Annotated in this window: 14 protein-coding genes; 4 read left to right on the top strand and 10 right to left on the bottom strand. The window is 69.0% G+C overall.

From position 1 onward, the window contains the following. Nucleotides 1-551 precede the first annotated feature (551 nt). Nucleotides 552-1,658 (top strand): Fic family protein, encoded by a 1,107-nt coding sequence (locus tag HYG95_RS14040; RefSeq protein WP_181698395.1) that lies wholly within the window; start codon nt 552-554, stop codon nt 1,656-1,658. Nucleotides 1,659-1,751: 93 nt separating this feature from the next. On the opposite strand, the gene HYG95_RS14035 is transcribed toward HYG95_RS14040, so the two are convergent. Beyond that, on the bottom strand, nt 1,752-2,717 hold the full coding sequence (locus HYG95_RS14035; RefSeq protein WP_181698394.1) for a hypothetical protein: 966 nt from the start codon (nt 2,715-2,717) through the stop codon (nt 1,752-1,754). A 102-nt stretch (nt 2,718-2,819) separates the two neighbouring features. On the opposite strand from HYG95_RS14035, the gene HYG95_RS14030 reads away from it, so the two are divergent. Then, nucleotides 2,820-3,422 carry a TetR/AcrR family transcriptional regulator gene (locus HYG95_RS14030; RefSeq protein ID WP_181698393.1) on the top strand — a complete coding sequence of 201 codons (603 nt, stop codon included), beginning with the start codon at nt 2,820-2,822 and terminating at the stop codon, nt 3,420-3,422. Nucleotides 3,423-3,539: 117 nt separating this feature from the next. Beyond that, nucleotides 3,540-4,283 (top strand): LGFP repeat-containing protein, encoded by a 744-nt coding sequence (locus HYG95_RS14025; RefSeq protein ID WP_370465792.1) that lies wholly within the window; start codon nt 3,540-3,542, stop codon nt 4,281-4,283. Nucleotides 4,284-4,286: 3 nt separating this feature from the next. Here the strand turns inward: HYG95_RS14025 and HYG95_RS14020 are convergent, their stop codons facing one another. The 5 genes from HYG95_RS14020 to HYG95_RS14000 all read right to left on the bottom strand — a co-directional run bounded on the left by HYG95_RS14020 (nt 4,287) and on the right by HYG95_RS14000 (nt 7,938). Next, a complete protein-coding gene (locus HYG95_RS14020) occupies nt 4,287-4,718 on the bottom strand; it encodes a hypothetical protein (RefSeq protein WP_181698392.1) in 432 nt (143 codons plus the stop codon). Continuing rightward, nucleotides 4,715-5,527 carry an isoprenyl transferase gene (locus HYG95_RS14015; RefSeq protein WP_067486738.1) on the bottom strand — a complete coding sequence of 271 codons (813 nt, stop codon included), beginning with the start codon at nt 5,525-5,527 and terminating at the stop codon, nt 4,715-4,717. Before HYG95_RS14015 ends, HYG95_RS14020 begins: the two co-directional genes overlap by 4 nt. 119 nt (nt 5,528-5,646) lie before the next feature. Continuing rightward, nucleotides 5,647-6,417, bottom strand: a complete 771-nt coding sequence (recO, locus tag HYG95_RS14010) for a DNA repair protein RecO (protein WP_067486735.1) — start codon at nt 6,415-6,417, stop codon at nt 5,647-5,649. A gap of 65 nt (nt 6,418-6,482) precedes the next feature. Then, nucleotides 6,483-7,085, bottom strand: a complete 603-nt coding sequence (locus HYG95_RS14005; RefSeq protein WP_181698391.1) for a TetR/AcrR family transcriptional regulator — start codon at nt 7,083-7,085, stop codon at nt 6,483-6,485. Beyond that, nucleotides 7,072-7,938 carry an alpha/beta fold hydrolase gene (locus HYG95_RS14000; protein ID WP_181698390.1) on the bottom strand — a complete coding sequence of 289 codons (867 nt, stop codon included), beginning with the start codon at nt 7,936-7,938 and terminating at the stop codon, nt 7,072-7,074. The genes HYG95_RS14005 and HYG95_RS14000 overlap by 14 nt, the downstream gene beginning before the upstream one ends. Nucleotides 7,939-8,087: 149 nt before the next feature. On the opposite strand from HYG95_RS14000, the gene HYG95_RS13995 reads away from it, so the two are divergent. Next, on the top strand, nt 8,088-9,512 hold the full coding sequence (locus HYG95_RS13995) for an amidase (RefSeq protein WP_181698389.1): 1,425 nt from the start codon (nt 8,088-8,090) through the stop codon (nt 9,510-9,512). Nucleotide 9,513: 1 nt separating this feature from the next. Here the strand turns inward: HYG95_RS13995 and HYG95_RS13990 are convergent, their stop codons facing one another. The 4 genes from HYG95_RS13990 to HYG95_RS13975 form a co-directional block, all read right to left on the bottom strand. Then, on the bottom strand, nt 9,514-11,250 hold the full coding sequence (locus tag HYG95_RS13990) for a serine/threonine-protein kinase (protein ID WP_181698388.1): 1,737 nt from the start codon (nt 11,248-11,250) through the stop codon (nt 9,514-9,516). Next, a complete protein-coding gene (locus HYG95_RS13985; protein WP_181698387.1) occupies nt 11,247-12,461 on the bottom strand; it encodes a hypothetical protein in 1,215 nt (404 codons plus the stop codon). Before HYG95_RS13985 ends, HYG95_RS13990 begins: the two co-directional genes overlap by 4 nt. After that, the gene (locus HYG95_RS13980; RefSeq protein ID WP_181698386.1) at nt 12,448-14,091 is read right to left on the bottom strand and encodes a serine/threonine-protein kinase; all 1,644 of its coding nucleotides are present in this window, start codon (nt 14,089-14,091) and stop codon (nt 12,448-12,450) included. The genes HYG95_RS13985 and HYG95_RS13980 overlap by 14 nt, the downstream gene beginning before the upstream one ends. 182 nt (nt 14,092-14,273) lie before the next feature. Continuing rightward, the gene (locus HYG95_RS13975) at nt 14,274-17,114 is read right to left on the bottom strand and encodes an ABC transporter substrate-binding protein (protein WP_181698385.1); all 2,841 of its coding nucleotides are present in this window, start codon (nt 17,112-17,114) and stop codon (nt 14,274-14,276) included. Between the last annotated feature and the right edge of the window lie 63 nt (nt 17,115-17,177).

Here is a 17,177-nt window from a genome sequence, read left to right as displayed (position 1 = left end):
GCTGCGGGAACTGCTGCCCCACCGGCGGCACCTGCCCCGGGTAATACGGCGGCACCCCACCACGAACAGGCGGCCGTCGAGAACCCGACGACATCTTCACGATCGCGAGAATGATCCCCCCGAAAACCAGAACGAACGCAAACAAACTACCCAACGCTTCGAACATATCCGCATCCTCTCACACCCGAGCAGGACACTCTCACTGCCTGAAAGTCGTTCACCCAGAACATCTTCGACTGTCAATCAAGTCACGATGAAACCATCAGAACGCAGTCTGCGAAGCGACAACCTCACCACTACAACTCGCTCTTTCCAGCCACCACCCGAAATCACGGCACAAGTCCGCCGAGCCGTCCATGAGGCCTCCATGAAGAGAAATCGCCTGTATGTCAGGCGAGCCGAAACGTGTACTGACTGGCGACCCGGCGTCGACACCTCGCGCTCCGCGAGAAACGTACCCGGTTGCGGAGGGCCGGAGGTCGACTTGTCGTGCAGCGATTACACAGCCTATTCGCTTCATATTTTGCAGCGAATAGGCGTAGAATCGCTGCATGGCAGGCAGTACGTACATCTGGGAGGCGGCGGATTGGCCCCGCCTCACGTACGACGCTGCACTGCTGGCCAAGCCGACAGCGGCCGTCGCGCTCGCTCAAGGTCGCCTGCACGGTCGCCTCGCGGAGACCGACGCCCTGACACAGGAACGTGCTGGGCTCGAGGCCCTCACCGCCGACGTGGTGAAGTCGAGCGCCATCGAGGGCGAGTTACTCGATGCGGTGTCGGTTCGGTCGTCCATCGCACGCAGACTCGGTGTGGACATCGGTGCCGCCGCTCAGTCGGACCGCAAGGTCGACGGTGTCGTCGACATGATCCTCGGTGCCACTCGCTACTACGAACAACCCGTGACCGCCGAGCGACTGTTCGGCTGGCACGCGGGGCTCTTCCCCACCGGATATTCGGGCATTTCACGGATCCGCGTCGGCGACTGGCGCACCGACGAAACCGGCCCGATGGAGGTGATCTCCGGACCGTACGGCAAACAGCGCGTCCACTTCGAAGCGCCACCGGCCACCCGCATCGATACCGATATGCGCCGATTCCTGGAATGGCTCGATGCGGACACGGCCGAACCCGCGATCCTGAAAGCCGGACTCGCGCACCTGTGGTTCGTCACCATCCACCCGTTCGATGATGGAAACGGCCGAATCGCCCGTGCCATAGGCGACCTCGCCCTCGCCAGGTCCGAATCCAGCCCCCGCCGCTTCTACAGCCTCTCGGCCCAGATCCAGCGCGACCGCAAGAACTACTACTCCGTCCTCGAAAAGACCCAGCGCGGAAGCCTCGACGTGACCGGCTGGCTCTCGTGGTTTCTCGATGCCCTCCACCAGTCGATCATCCAGGCGGACAAAACAATCGACGCCGCGCTCGCGAAGGCCACCTTCTGGCGCACATGGCACAGCACCCCCCTGAACGTCCGCCAGATCGCCATGCTCAACCGCATACTCGACGGTTTCGACGGGAAACTCACCTCTCGTAAATGGGCGATCATCACCAAAACTTCCCAAGCCTCCGCCCTCCGCGACATCAACGAACTGATCGACTACGGAATCCTGCATCGCTCCCCGTCGAGCGGCCGAAGCACCTCATACGAACTCTCATAGCCGGACCGGCTGCAGATTGCCAGGGCACTCCACACGCCTGCACAAAAGATGCTCCACGCGAAAGTGTTCGCGCGGAGCATCTTTGGTTCGGGGTCAGGCGGGGACGGGTTGGCGGGCTTCGGTGGGGTGGGGCTGGCGGGTGCGGAGTGCGCCCAGACCGAGGAGGGCGATTCCGGCGATGGCCCAGGTGAGGAGGATGACGAGGGGGAAGGTGGCTCCCGCGCCGTCGAAGTAGGCGATCGAGCGCATCAGGGTGGCGGCGGCGCCGGGTGGGAGGAGCTGGCCGAGGGTGCCCCAGGGCTGTGGGAGGAGTTCGGGGGCGGAGGTGGCGGCGGAGAAGGGGTTGCCGATGAGGAGCATGAGGAGGGCGCCGAGGCCGATGCCCGCGCGGCCGATGGTGGCGGCGAGGCCGACGATGGTCGCGGCTACGGCGAAGGAGGCCAGGGCGGCGATGGCGGCGAGGGTCGGGTAGGAGCCGGGGACGATCGAGAGCCAGGTGTGGAAGATCAGGGCGCTGAGGAGGCCGCCGACGATGCCGAAGGTGGCAAGACCCGCCAGGCGGGCACCGAGGGTGGGGACCACCAGGGTGAGCAGGACGCCCGCGGCGATGCCGGACATGACCAGCGGGAGCACCATCGCGCCGAAGCCCGCGCCGCGCGGGTCGTCGGGGTCCGAGGCGATCACGTCTTGGACCGGGACGGAAGTGGCGCCGCCGAACTGCTGGGCCAGCGCGGTGAGCTGCTGGGCGACGGCCGGTGACGCGGCGGAGGCGACGAGCACCTGGGGTGCGCCGCCACCGGTGACGATCGCGCCGTAGACCTCGCGGTCGGCGAGGGCGGTGCGGGCGGCGTCCGCGTCGGCGAGGGTGGTGACCTCGAAAGCGCCGGGGCTGCGCTGCTGCAGCTGCTGACCGACCTGCGCGGCCTGCGGGCCTGCGACGGCGATCGGGAGGTCGCGGGGGGCGAGATTGACAGCGGGCCAGGCGAATGCAATCAGCATCAAAGCCTGCAGCAGGGTGGCCGCGAGCCCGAGACCGACCGCTCGGCGGGTGATCGTCATGGCATTTCTCCCTAAAAGCGAATGTTCGTTCTTTTTGTTGGCTCAACGATGACACCGCCCTCGCTCGCTTGTCAAGAACGAGTATTCGTTTTACTTTTAGTCATGCCCCGAGTCAGCGAAGAACACCTGGAACGCCGCAGGCAGCAGATCCTCGATGCCGCGCAACTGTGCTTCGCCCGCAAGGGCTTCCACGAGACGTCCATGCAGGACGTCTTCACCGAATCGGGGATGTCGGCGGGCGCTGTCTACCGGTATTTCGCGAGCAAGGACCAGATCATCTGGGCGCTCGTCGCCCGCACGCTCGGACCCCTGCGCGAGCTGCTCGCCAACAAGATCAGGGCAGAGAAACCGCCGACCCCGGCCGAGGTGGTTCGCATGCTCACCGGCGAGATCGTCGCGCGCAGCGGCCCGGACGGACCGTTGCGGCTCGCACCGCAGGTGTGGGCGCTGGCGATGGTCCAGCCCGACGCCGCCGCGATCCCGGTGCGCGAGTCGATCGCGGGGATGCGGGATTTGTGGGTCGAGTACGCGACCAGGATGCGCGAGCTCGGCTGGGTCCCGGCCGACACCGATGTCGACGCCCTCGCCAAGACACTGATCGGCCTCCTACCGGGTTTCATCCTCCAGCATCTGCTGCTCGACGACGTGACGCCGGAGGACTTCGCGCGCGGCGTCGACGTGATGCTTCCCGGGCCGCGACCGTAGCTGTTGTCAGGAACCTCACTGTTGAGACCGGCGCGTTCGGGGTAGGTTCGGGGGCGGCACCGGAGGGGGTCCCGTGCGCCGGACATCGCCGATATCGATCCGACCAGGGAGTTTCCTGTGGCACTACACCGACGAACGCTTCGCACACGCGGCCTGACCGTCCTGGCCGCCGTCACCGTGGCAGCCGCTGCCGCCGCCGGGACGGCACAGGCGAGGATGATCGGCGCATTCGAGGTGGGCGGTGCGATCGAAATCGAATACGACCAGGTGGGCGGTGCCGCGCTCGGCGACCCCACCGGCCCGGAGGCCGACGCGGCGGCGGGCGGCAAGTACCAGACCTTCGCCAACAACGCGGCGATCTACTGGCACCCCGACACCAACGCCAACACCGTCGCGGGGCAGATCCGCGACAAGTACGCGGCCCTCGGCAACGAGTCGGGAACCCTCGGCTACCCGGTCACCCGCGAACTGTCCACCCCGGCGGGCAACGGCCGGTTCAACCACTTCCAGCGCGGCTCGATCTACTGGTCCGTCGGCACCGGCGCGCACCAGATCAGCGGCCCGATCAAGGACAAGTGGGCGGCCCTGGGCTGGGAGTCCAGCCCGCTCGGCTTCCCGCTCACCGATGTGGCCAAGGCGGGCAAGGCCGACGGCCAGTTCACCATGTTCCCCACCGGCGCCATCTACTGGTCCTCGACCACCGGCGCGCACGCGGTATGGGGCAGCATCCAGGCCGACTGGATCCGCGCGGGCGGCGAGAACGGCCGCTACGGCTACCCGACCAGCGACGAATACGACTACCAGGGCGGCAAGGCCCAGGACTTCCAGGGTGGCAAGATCACCTGGAAGCCGAGCAGCTAGCGGCTACGGTGCGAGCAGACCCTGCCTGGCCTTGCTCGCGCCGGACAGCGTGAGCAGCAGCATGGTGGTGAGGGCCTGATCGTCGAGGCCCTCGGCCGGGAACGTGTAGCGCAGGATGATGTCGGCCAGCTTGCCGCGCGAGATCAGGGTGACCGAACCGAACTGGATCTCGGCATTACGTTCGGCGACCCGCTTGTGCAGTTGCGGCTTGAGCGGTCGGTCCCAGGCCAGCACACACGTCATCGACAGGACCGTGAGGCCGGGCGCCAGGGTGACGGCGCGGATCGACGACAGCGCGCCGTCGTACTCGAAACCGAGCGAACCGTCGGCGTCCACGCGCACGTCGACGTCCTGCATCTGCAGGCAGGCGCCGGTGCGCGCCTGCAGGTCCAGTTCGGGGGTGACCGTGGCGTCCATGTCGGCTCCGTCGCTCATTTGGTTCCACCGAAACGGCGGTCGCGCTTGGCGTATTCCAGGCACGCGGCCCACAGGTTACGCCGGTCGAAGTCGGGGAAAAGCGTGTCCTGGTAAACGAATTCGGCGTAGGCGGCCTGCCAGATGAGGAAGTTGGAGCTGCGGAACTCACCCGAGGGGCGAAGGAACAGGTCCACATCGGGCATGTCCGGCTCGTCGAGGTAGCGGGCGACGGTCGACTCGTCGACCTTCTCGGGGTCGATCTCCCCCGCCGCCACCCGGCGCGCGATTTCGCGTGCGGCGTCGGCGATTTCGGCGCGACCGCCGTAGTTGACGCACATGGTCAGCGTCATCACGTCGTTGTCCTTGGTGAGTTCCTCGGCCACCTCGAGTTCCTTGATGACGCTGCGCCACAGGCGCGGTCGGCGCCCGGCCCAGCGGACCCGCACACCCATCTCGTGCATCTCGTCGCGGCGGCGGCGGATCACGTCGCGGTTGAAGCCCATGAGGAAGCGGACCTCGTCGGGGCTGCGGCGCCAGTTCTCGGTGGAGAAGGCGTAGGCCGACAGCCACTTCACGCCGATCTCGATGGAGCCCTCGACCGCGTCCATGAGCACGGCCTCGCCGCGTTCGTGGCCGGCGGTGCGCGGCAGACCACGCTCTTGAGCCCAGCGTCCGTTGCCGTCCATCACCAGCGCGACGTGGTTGGGCACCAGCTCCGGCGGAATGGCCGGCGGGCGGGCACCGGAGGGGTGCTGCGACGGCGGACGGACGGTGCGGGTCGAGCTGCTCCCAGCGGCGGGGTCACGACGGAGGATCACGGCCTCCATCCTGCCTGATCCCCCGCTGCCCTCCGCACGGGCTCCGACATCGCGGCCGGACCACACGACAACACGGGCTCCCCCGTCGATGCCCGATCCCTCACCGAGCCCCGCACGCGCTCCGACTCTCAGCCCGCGCGACCGGCCGTCGCGGCGCCGGGTTCGACACGACTGCGCTCGATCAGCGGCAGGGTGCGCAGCTGGCGTTCGAGATGCCACTGCAGATGGGCGGCGACCAGACCGCTGGCCTGGCGGCGCACATTGTCGGGAACCTCCGCGATATAGGCCCACTCCCCCTTGAGTAGCGCGACGAGCAGGTCGAGCACGCCCGCGGCGGGCGTGCTCGCGCCGGGTGGGCGGCAGTGCACGCACACCGCGCCACCGGCGGCGACGTGGAAGGCGCGGTGCGGGCCGGGGGTCGCGCAGCGGGCGCATTCGTCGAGCGCGGGTGCCCACCCGGCGAAACCCATGGCGCGCAACAGGTATGCGTCGAGGATCAGCTCGTGGGGGCGCTGCTTCGCGGCGATGGCACGCAAAGCGCTCGCGGTGAGCGCGTGCAGTTTCGGGGCGGGGGCGCGTTCCTCACCGGCGAGACGCTCGGCGGTCTCGAGGATCGCGCAGGCGGTGGTGTAGCGGCCGTAGTCGTCGATGATGTCGGCGGCGAACGCTTCGACGGTGGTGACCTGGGTGACGATGTCGAGGGTGCGGCCCGGGTGCAACTGCACGTCGATGTAAGCGAACGGCTCGAGCCGGGCACCGAACTTCGACTTGGTCCGCCGCACACCCTTGGCGACGGCGCGCACCAGCCCGTGTTGCCTGGTCAGCAGCGTGACGATGCGATCGGCCTCGCCCAGCTTGTGCTGACGGACCACCACCGCCTCGTCCCGATACAACCGCACGCGCCCAGTCTTCCACGTCGCCCCGACACCGCGTCCACGGACACGGCGGACTCCCCTCCCAGCGGTCAGCTCGGCCTGAGCAGACCGGTGATGAGCAACAGCAGCGACTGCTGGGTCTCGGCGCGGGCGCGGTCGGGGTCCTCGGCGTGCGCGACGATGAGCGAGGCTTCGGTGATCGCGCTGAGCAGCAGCTGCGCGAGCACCGGGACCGGGACAGCGGGGACGATGCCGGAATCGACGGCGCGCTGGAGTTCGGCGGTGATCAGACCGAGCCCGTGCCGGGACTCGAACTCACGAAAGGCGGGCCAGCCCAGGACCGTCGGGGCGTCCATCAGGACGATGCGCACCATCTCCGGGCGGCCGCAGATATCGAGGAAACAGGCCAGACCGACCGTCATGCCCGCGACGACGTCACCGGGGTCGACCGCGTCGATCGCGCTCGCGATCTCTGCCGTGGCCTCGGTCTCGATCTGTTCGAGCACCGCGAGGAACAGCCCGCGCTTGTCGCCGTAGTGGTGGTGCAGGGCACCGCGGGTGACGCCGGCGACCGCCACCAGTTGCTCGGCGGAGGTACCGGCGAAGCCGCGCTGGGCGAACAGGTCACGGCCTGCCCGCTCGAGTGCGGCGCGGGTGGTGCGGGAGCGGTCCTCCTGACTACGGCGCTGCATGCAGCCGAGTGAACTCCACGATCAGTTCGGCGAGCAACTCCGGCTGGTCCTCGGGCAGGAAGGTGTAGGAATCGCCGACGGTACGCAGGCTCGCCTGCGGCAGGTCGGCGACCAGCCGATGGGCCAGCGACATCGGGAACAGCTTGTCCTCGGTGGACCAGACGACGAGGACCGGCAGATCGACCTCGGCGAACCGTTCGGCGGCCGCCATGGTGTGCCGGGCGTCCACGCCCACGGCGAAGCGACGCAGGTCCGCTCTGATCGCGACGTCGCGCCGGGCTGGACCGAGGTAGGACTCCGCGATCGGTTGAGGCAATGCGTGTTTGGTCACCCAGCCGAAGGCGAGCGGCAGTCGCTGTGCGGGCCGCCAGCGCAACGGGGCGAGCAACGCGGCAACGGCGCCGGGGATCTTCGCCAGGCGGATCAGGGTCGTGAAGGGCTGCGGCGGGAAGACCTCGTAGCAGTCGACGGCGGCGAGGACGACGCGGCCGATCCGCTCCGGGTGGCGGGTCATCAGGAGCTGGGTGAGCGCGCCGCCGGTGTCGTTGGCGACGATCGTGACGTCGGTGAGGTCGAGCGCGTCGAGGAACTCCGCGATCAGGTCGGCCAGGCCGACGGGTGTGAGGTCGGCGTCGGGCATCGGAATCGAATGCGAGCCGAGCGGCCAGTCGGGTGTGAGGCAGCGATGTCCGGCCGCGACGAGGCCGGGAACGACACCGCGCCACAGATCGGCGTTGACGAGCAGGCCGTGGACGAAGACGACCGGCGATCCTGTTCCGGTGTCGTGATAGCGGATGCGGCCCGACGACAGCGTGAGGTCGTGCGCCGGGCCGAGTGCTGAGCTGATTCCCATGGGGTCCTCCCCTGATCGAAAGCTTGGCCTCACCACTGTCACATACATACCGTATGTATGTCTAGGCTGGAATATCCACCTAGGGTATGTGGACGAGTGACCAGTTGAGGGATAGCGTCGAGGCGACTACCTGCAGAGACGGAGTTCACATGTCCGCGCCCGACCGCATCGCGCCGCCACCGGCCGACCTCGGCCTCGCCGAACTCGCCTCGGCCCTGACCGGCGGCACGACCAGTTCGGTCGCCGCCGTCACCGACGCACTCGACCGCATCGAGGCGTCGCAGCCGACGCTCAATGCCTTCCGGGTGGTGCGTCGGGCGGCCGCCCTGCGCGATGCCGCCGAGGCCGACGCGCGGCTGGCCGCCGGTGTCCGGTTACCGCTGCTGGGGGTACCGGTCGCGGTCAAGGACGACACCGATGTGGCCGGTGAGCCCACCGCCTTCGGATGCGGCGGCGAGTTCCCTACCGCCACCGATGACGCCGAATCGGTGCGCCGGTTGCGTGCGGCGGGTGCGGTGATCGTCGGCAAGGCCAACACGTGCGAACTCGGCCAGCTGCCGTTCACCAGCGGCGCGGCCTTCGGGCACACCCGCAATCCGTGGGACCGCACCCGTACGCCGGGTGGCTCCTCGGGCGGTTCGGCGGCGGCGGTCGCGGCCGGAATGGTCCCTGCCGCATTAGGATCCGACGGCGCGGGTTCGGTGCGGATCCCAGCGGCGTGGACCAATCTGGTCGGCATCAAACCGCAACGCGGCCGGATCTCCACCTGGCCGCTGCCGGAGGCGTTCCACGGGCTCACCGTCAACGGACCGCTGGCGCGCACGGTGGCCGACGCCGCCCTGTTGCTCGACGTGGCCGCCGGCCCGCACGACGGTGACCTGCACACCCCGACACCGATCGACGCGCGCGCTGCAGTCGGGCGCGACCCGGGCAAGCTGAGAATCGCGGTGTCCCTGAACATTCCGTTCACCGCGACCAGGACAGCACTCGATCCCGAGATCGCGGCAGCCGTGCACGCGATGGCGGGCACCCTGCGCGAACTGGGACACACGGTGACCGTGGCCGATCTGCACTACGGTCTGCTGGTCGGCGCGTCGTTCCTGCCGCGCTCGATGGCCGGGATCAGCCGAGTGCATCGTGCGATGCCCGGCGCCGTCGTCGATCCACGAACCACCGCCAACGCGCGCATCGGACGACTGCTCGACGGTCCGGCACTGTTCGCCGCCCGCCGCCTGGAACCATTGCTGCACAAGCGGATCGGCGGCTTCTTCCACGACTACGACCTGGTGCTCGCGCCCACCACCGCTACTCCCGCACCTCGCGCCGAGGACATCGACGGTATCGGCGTGAGCTCGACCAATGCGCTCATCACCGGCGCCTGCCCGTATACGTGGCCGTGGAACGTCCTCGGCTGGCCGAGTGTGAACGTGCCGGCGGGCTTCACCGAGACCGGGCTGCCGATCGGCGCGCAACTGATGGGCACCGCGAACACCGAGCCCCTGCTCATCTCTGTTGCGGCGCAGCTCGAATCGGTCCTGCACTGGGAGCGCCACCGGCCGGCACCGTGGTGGTGAGTCAGAGCGGGGCGTTCACCCACCAGCGGTTGTAGAGGTCGGTGCCGTCCGTCCCGCCGAGGACGACGATCAGGCAGAAGTTGCGGGCGGTGTCGTCGAATTGGATGCTCAGCGCGCCGGCGACGGTACCGGGAACGCGGCCGGGGATGTCCTGGATGACGATCCGCCCCCGGCCCGACGGCCGCTCCCACAACTCTTCCCTGGTCGCGAAGGCGTCGTCGAACTTACCGGCGGTGCCCGGTGCGCGATTGCCTTTGCAGGCCACCGTCATCCGCTCGACCGGAGCGCGATCGCCGTTGCAGCTGAGGGTGCCCATGTCACCGAGTTGGTCCAGCGGTACGGGGTCGTAGTTCTTGTCGATCGCGGCGCACCGGGTGCCCTGATACCCACTGGTGAACGGAGTCTTCGGGAGCAGCTCGGGAAACGCGCGCACGATGTACTCGTGGGCCTTCCATGGCGATTCGGCGGCCGTCGTCGGGGCCGCCGATGTCGCAGCGATCTCGGGGGTCCTCGCGTCGTCCCGGTTCAGCGCGACGATCCCCACGGCGAGTGCGGCGACGGTGACCACGACGGCCGCTCCGGCCACCAGCGACCGCCGCCTGCGCGGTCGGTCGACGGTCGAGCCGCCGCCGGAAACCCACCCCTGCCGTGCACCGTGCGAAATAGCCTGTGTGTGTACTCCTCCCGGAGTCTCCGGCGCACGCCCCTGCACGCTGCGTGCGCCGTGCAAAGCGCCCTGTGTACCCGGCGATCCGCCTGTCATTGCCGGCACGCCGCGCGAAACTCCTGGCGCACCACTGGACACGCCGACGCCCGGTGACGCGCCGAGTTGTCCGATCGGTGGATTCCGCGGCAGCAACGCCTCGGGCTGCCCGGCGCGCGCCGCCGGAGGCACCGGCGTGCCGAATGCCGCGGACGCGGCCGCGGCGAGGGCGCCGCAGCTGGCGTAACGGTCATCGGGGTTCTTGGCCAGCGCGCGGGCGATCACCGCGTCGACGGCGGGTGGAAGGCGCGGATTCAGCTCGGTGGGCCGGGGCGGCGGCGCGGTCAGGTGGGCGTTGATGACGGCGGCGGGTGTGTCACGGGGGAACGGCTTGCGGCCGGTGAGCAGCTCATACAGCGTGCAGCCCAGCGAGTACTGGTCGGCGCGGTGATCGACGGCGTCGAGCCGGATCAGTTCCGGCGCGGCGTAGGCGAGGGTGGCCAGGAAAGCGCCGGACTCGGTCAGTGCGGTGCCGTCGGCGCCGGATTTGGCGATGCCGAAATCGGCGACCAGCACCCGGTCCGGCTCGCCCGCACGCGATTCCAGCATCAAGTTGGCGGGCTTGACGTCGCGGTGCAGCAGTCCGGCGCGGTGGGCCGCGTCCAGACCGGCGGCGGCGTAGGTGACGATGTGCAATGCCAGCCGCGGATCGGGCAGGCCATTGCGCAGTACGGAAGCGGCATCAGTGCCTGCCACGTACTGCATCGCGATCCACAGCACGCCCTGGTCCACCCCGCGGTCGTGGACCGCAACCACATTCGGATGGTCGATCCGGGCAGCCAGTTCGGCCTCCCGGACGAACCGGGCCCGGAATTCCGCGGAGGTGCTGTGCGCGTCACCGAGCACTTTGAGCGCATCCCAGCGCGGGAGTCGCGGATGACGCGCGGCGTAGACGGTGCCCATGCCACCACTGCCGAGCACTCGCTCGATCACATACCCGGCGAAGACCGCACCCGGGCGCAACTGCGCGGTCATTCGGCCAGCTCCAGCAGGCTGTACTGGGCAGCCGACTTCTGCCGGATCTGCTGCTCGGTCGGCGCGAAGACAGTGGCGATATAGCGGCCGTGCAGCAGTGCGCACACATAGCGAACCTCCGGCTCGCTATCGGACGCGCCGGAGTCGCCGCACCGGATGTCCTCGATACCCGCGGGACCGGGCAGCGGTCGCAGGTCCGCCGCCCAATCCGTGGCGCCGCGCTCGTAGGCCTGGCGCGCCTCGGTGGCGTCGAAGTAGCGTTTGAGTCCATCGAAGCCCATCAACGCCAGGGCATTCGCGGCGCTCCGATGCTGGCGTGAACTCATCAGAAAGGTCGCGTTGGGGCCGTACACCACGCCCCTGGCGTGCAGCATGCCCTTCCCGCCGGCGATGTTGTCCGCGTCGACCAGCAACACCGCGGGCGACGACCAGCGACCCACCTTCTCCGGCACCATCCGGGCCAGCATGCCCTCACCATCGATCGGCAGGTCGGCGAACCGCTCGGGCTGCGTCGGCACGAAGCGGTCGAGTTCGGGCAATTGCGCGTCGAACGCCGCGCCGATCAGAGTGGTCAGCGCCGCGGCATCGGGGGTGGTGTGCACGGCGTACACGCTGACCACGAACGCGCCGTGTGCGATGGTGGCCGCCATGCTCGCCACGGTCGGTCGCCAATGCGCCTTGGCCGCAGGGTATTTCGGGATCGGCACCGCGACGTTGTCGGCGCTGACCGCTGCGTCGCCTGCATCGAGGCCGGCCGCCGCCGCGGTCGCCGCAGCCGCGGTCGGCATGCGAAGGGCCAGCACGGTCAGCTGCCGGGTGCGGGCCGTGTCGGTCCCGCCGGTGACGAAACCGGCGAGCATGCCGTGCTCGGCGAGCACGGCACGTGCCTGATCGGACAGCACACCCGACACCTTCGCCGGAGTCGGCAGCGGAACAGCATCCCATCTGGAGGGCGGGACCGACAGCGCGGAATCGGCTTCGGCCGGATTGACCATGACCTCGCCGATCCGCAGCGACTCGATCACCCGGCCCGAGTATTCGGTTCCCGGCGGCGCCTGCAGCGGAACATGTTGGTAGTGCCCATAATCCAAGGTGGCGAGGTCGACCCGGACCTGCTCTGCCGTCCCGGAGACCCGGCAGCCGGTCACCGCGGCGGTCAACAGGACGGCACCGAGCAGACCGCGGGCGGCGCGGGAATCACAGCGGCGCATCGGCCCACCACCTTTCGCGCAGTTCGGCGCCGTTGGCGCCGCCGACGACCCTGATCCGGCAGAACGACCGGGCGGGATCATCGAAGTAGATCGACAGGTTGCCGAGGAGATTCCCGTCCACATCGGTGTTCCTGCCCCAGTGCAGATTTCCGGTCCCGGACGCACGCCGCCACTGTTCGCTGCCCTCCACCGTGTCCGTGCTCGGCGGCGGTGACATCAGCGAGCGGTCGGTCTTGCATTCGATGGTGACCGACACCGCCGGGTCGCGGTTGCCTTCACAGCGCATACGCGCGAAAGGCGCGAGTGTGTCGGTCGGAACATGGTCGCCGTTGTCGTTGATCATGTAGCAGGCCGTCAACTCCTGGTATCCGACGCCGAGCTGAAAGGCGGGCAGCAGGTCGGGAAACAGGTCGGCGATGAAGCTGTAGGCGCCCCACGCGGTCGCCGGGGGTAGGGGCGGCGGCGAGGTGGTGGCCTGCGCGCTCGGCGACTCGGTGCCGCCACCGGTCCCGAGCATCGCGGCGGTGACGACGCCGACCATGAGCACCGCCGCTGCCGCGATGAGGAAACCACGGCGGCGGACGAGCCGGGCGAACGGGGTGCGCCGTGGTAGCAGCACCGCTGTGAACGGGTCTTCGTGGACGAAGCGCGCTCGTGGATCCGGCACTGCCGCAGCGACTCCCGCCATGTACTGCGGAGACGGGGTGGACGGATGCACCGAGTTCGGGACAGCGGCGGAGGCGGGTGCCGCAGGGCTGAGCACCTGTGGTGCCGACTGTGCGGGTACGGACCCGTTCATCGCCTCGCGGGCCGCGGCGGCCAGCGCACCACATGAATCGAACCGCTGCGCCGGGTCTTTGGCCAGCGCCCGCGCGATCACCGCGTCGAAGCCCGCCGGAAGCTCGCGGCGCAACGCGGACGGCCGCGGCGGCAGTTCGTGCAGGTGGGCATACATCACCGCGGCGGGCGTCTGCCGGGGGAACGGAACTGTGCCGGTGAGCAATTGGAACAGCGAGCAGCCGAGGGCGTAGACGTCGGCACGGCGATCGACGTGGTCACCGCCCAATTGTTCGGGCGCGACATAGGACAGCGTCGCGGTGAAGCCGCCACCGGCCGACAGCGTCGCGGTGTCCTCGGCGTGCCGGGCGATACCGAAGTCGGTGATCAGCACCCGGTCGGGCAGGCCCGCCTCTTCGGCGACGAGGATATTGGCCGGTTTCACGTCGCGGTGCAGCAGTCCCGCACGATGCACCTCGTCGAGGCCGCGGGCCGTTTCACCGATGATGTGCACCGCGCGCGCCGGGTCGAGCCCGCCGGGGGCGCGCCGGATCAGGTCGGCGGCGTCGGAACCCGCGACGTACTGGGTGGCGATCCAGAGCTTGCCGTCGGTTTCGCCGCGATCGCGCACCGCGACCAGATTCGGATGCTGCAGTCCGGCGGCGAATTCGGCTTCGCGCAGGAACCGCGCCCGGTACTCCGCGTCCTCGGCGTGGTCGTCGGCGAGGATCTTGATCGCGTCGTGGCGGGGCAGACGCGGGTGCCGCGCCAGGTACACGGTGCCCATGCCACCGGAGCCAAGCTTCCGCTCGATCAGATAGCCGGCGAACTCCGCGCCCTCGGCAATACTCACCCGCCTGGTCTCCCACGTTCACCACACTGCCGGGACCCTTCCGGCAGAGAACAGGCGCGAGGACCGCAATGGTCGGCCCGCACCGGGTCAGCCCCCGGAAATCGACGGTTCCCGACCATGCCCGAGCGACTATAACAGCACGGATCAGGCTGTGCGGTCCAGCAATTCCGGGTGCGAACGGGCTACCGGCCCGGTTCGCGCCAGCTTTCGAGATCGCTCTTGGTTCCGGACGGGCACCCGTCTTGGCCGGGTTGGCGGGGGAACATCATCAGGCAGCGCTGCGGCCCACCCCCGCCCACCGCGGTGGTGACGAGCACCGCGATCGACGACCCGTCGGCGACCCGCTTGGTGGAGAAGCCCAATGTGCCGGTGACACCGCGATAGTCGGCCTCACGCAACTGCACCGCGATCGCCGTGCGGTTCGGCGGCTGGTCGCCGAGCACGCCACGGCTGGCGCGTACCGCCTGCAGGAACAGCCCGCTCACATCGAAGGCGAGCCCGGTCCTGTCCCCCGCCCAGGTCGGCTGGTATTCGGCCATGTCCGGATAGGCGCGCAGGTCCTCGATGAGACCGGCGAGCTCGGCGCACAACTGTTCGTGTTCGAACGGCACCGGCCGGTCACCGAGTTTGCCGACGCCCTTCACGCAGTCGGCACCGCCGAGCATCACCGGCGCCGCCTTGGCCACGTAGCGCACCGTCAGGTTGGCCGGCAGGGCGATGGTCGCACGCGGATCGGTGATCAGCCTCGTCACCGCGTCGTTGCCGAGCAGCGCCGGTCCGTCACCGCTGATACAACCGCGACTGAGGGCCTTGGCGAAGGTCGGGAAGTCGTCGTTGCGGCCCGCGAAGAAGAGCAGTTCGCGCCGATCGAAGGACTCCGCCTCGCACGGTGCGGGCAGACCGTAGAGCTCCTGCTGCGCGCGCCAGCTCGTACTCCGGTGCGTCACACCGCGTTCGGTGAGCTCCTTCTGCAGATCCTCGACCAGGGTCGTCACGTACAGGTCGTCGGGTGCCTCGGGGTGGTAGATGGTGACTTTGTCGTAGCGCGGGGTGCCGTCGGCGGCGCGCGCGCCCTGCATGTAGTCGGCGACCAACCGGGCCTGGACCGAATTACTCGGCGCCGCTTGGAAATACAGCGGCGATGCCTGCTCCAGCCCGTCGGCCGACAGGGTGGTCGCCACCGCGGGCACACCCAGCTCACCCAATCGCGTGATGGCCTTGCGGGTTTCGTCGGTGCTGCGGTCGATGCCGACCACGCCGAGCACGCTCGGGTCGTCGGTGACGAGTGGGCGCAGTCGGTTCTCGACCACCCACCGGGCATGGCGCATATCCGAACCGCCGTTGGCGATGATGATCCGCAGCAACGGCTCCGACTCGTCGGAGGCGAGCAGGGCACGGCGCTGCTGCACCGCGAGCCCCGCCAGTTCCTCCACCTGCGCGTGCGGGTAACGCACATTCGTGTCGACATAACTCAGCCCGGCGAAGTACACCAGCGAGATCAGCGGCCGATTCGGGTTGCTCTCGCGCGCACTGACGGCCGCCTCGTTCAGGCGGAACACCTCGCGCTGCATGGCCGACAGTTCCGGATCGTCGGCGAAGGTCTGGGCGACGTTGTCGCTGTAGCCGACGCATTCGCCGTCGACCATGCTGACACTCACCCCGCCCGTCCACGGCCAGTGCGAGCACGAGGCGCCGCGCAGCGGCGGGAAGTACACCAGCGCGGCGGCCACCGCGAGCACGATCGGGATCAGCACACACAAACCGACGAACCAGCTGCGCGAGGCCATCGGCGGGGCGGGCGGTAACGACTGCCCACGGAAACGCGGATCACCTACGCGCGGTGTGGAATCCGGCGGTATCAGCGCGCGCAGCGGCAGGAACCAGGCGTCGGCCTGGCGGTGTGTGCGCCTGCTGTCGATCTCCCTGATCCAGGTCTGCAGCGGGTCGGGTGGCTGTGCGGTCGGCTGATCGGCGAGACTTTCCAGCGTGCGCAGGGTGCGCAGATCGCTGATGTTGGACAGCTCCCCCACCTCACGCGTCGGCCCTTCGTCACGGAAGGCGACGACCACCAGCGGATCGAAAAGGCCGGTCTCGTTGCGGATCTCGTTGATCCAGGTGAGGATGCGCGCACCGTCACCGCCCTCGCTGAGACCACCGAGCAGGGCAACCGGGTAGGCGGTGCGCCGCCAGCTCGACGGCCGCCAGATGCGGCGGCGATACGCGTCGCGCAGATCTTCCAGGAAGGCATGGATCAGGAGTTTGGCGACCTGTTCCTCGTTCTCGTCCACCCGGTGCGAGGCGGTGAGCCGGGCGGCGAAACCCAGGAAACTGCCCGACAATTCGGGTGCGAGATAGCGCTGGTGCAGGAACCAGCGGGTCACCTTCGACATGCCAGGAATGCGTCCCGACACCCACAACCACAGGCGCAGCACCGGCCACAGGGCCAGCACAGCGAAGACCACGCTCGAAATCATGCCGCCCGCTGCGCCTTCGGTGGCGTCGGCACGGTTGGCGGACGAACCACTACGGAGCAGTCTCGGCAGACGCCTGCGCAGTTCGTCGGGCGCCTCGGATTCGTCGGCGGTGACGCGCTGCCTTGTCAGCCAGTCGGCGGTGCGGTAGCGCGGGAACTTGATGGCACCCATCGCGGTGTCGTCGGTGGCGAAACCGGCGATCAGGTGCTGGATGATCGGCAGACAGTGGTCCGGGATCTCCTGGTCGTCGGCGTGCGGACCGGCGTTGAACGCGTTGACATCCGGGCTCAGCCGGGTGGGCGGCAGATCGGCGGCGTGCAGGTCGATCTTGGCGCGCGGAGCGGCCCGCCGACCGCCCGACTCCCCAAGCCAGCCGTAGAGATCGGCGACCAGCGCGGAGTGGCCCTGCAACCCGACCATCTCCACGATCGGGCGCGGCAGGGTGCGCCTGCCGTGCACCAACGTGCGCCACACGCGGGGGCGCGTGTCGGGGATCTCCAGTGCCCGCAGCAGCTCCAGCAGCTTGCCGACATCGTTGGCATCGGGCACGTCCAAGCCTCCCCGGGGTGATCAGCGAACAACGCCGATCACAATCGACGTGTTCGCCGAACG

Source organism: Nocardia sp. GTS18 (assembly GCF_013839555.1).
Lineage (GTDB): Bacteria > Actinomycetota > Actinomycetes > Mycobacteriales > Mycobacteriaceae > Nocardia > Nocardia rosealba.
This window is presented reverse-complemented; position numbering and strand designations above follow the sequence as displayed.